The following is a 569-nucleotide window of genomic DNA, read 5'->3' as shown; positions in this document are numbered from 1 at the left end:
ATATAGTGATGATACATTATGATTTTCTTCCCAACACATGTTGTGTCTGAGGTAATGTATGGCGATCTCTCTGTCTGTAAAGCATAGGAAATCCGACAAAGAATCATAAACAACACAAATATGAGTGAATTTTTTTAGATTTATAAGTCGTGTAATTGATATATGATATTTTTGGTTCAAAAGATGGGGATTTCTGGGATCAGCCGTTAATACATTATCATTTATTTTATTCTTTTTAATGCGTTTAAGCAATTCAGAGGTATATTTCTTCTCTTTTAAGGTGAGTGGTGCAAAACAATCAATAATTATTATATTATTGAGTTTTGTATCAATTTGATACTGTATCTTTTCTTTTTGATCAAAAGTTAGCTCTTTTTCATTAAGATCTATTTCATTTAGTTTGTAAATTTCTTTCTGAAATTTTCGTTCAATATCTTTTTTTATGTTAACATAAGGTCTAGCAAATGAGAAATAGATTATACCTGTAGAGTGCTTTATTATAGAGTTAATTGCAAAAGATTGTGCTATAAGCCAAGGTTTCCATTGTTCATTGGCTTCTAAGATAATTG

Annotated in this window: 1 protein-coding gene; it reads right to left on the bottom strand. The window is 28.5% G+C overall.

Annotated features, from left to right (window positions below):
• The coding region (locus E7X57_RS12595; protein ID WP_167880997.1) for a hypothetical protein at positions 1 to 569 on the bottom strand (569 nt) is incomplete at both ends.

It is taken from the genome of Methanococcoides sp. AM1, assembly GCF_900774055.1.
Taxonomy (GTDB): Archaea; Halobacteriota; Methanosarcinia; order Methanosarcinales; family Methanosarcinaceae; genus Methanococcoides.
This window is presented reverse-complemented; position numbering and strand designations above follow the sequence as displayed.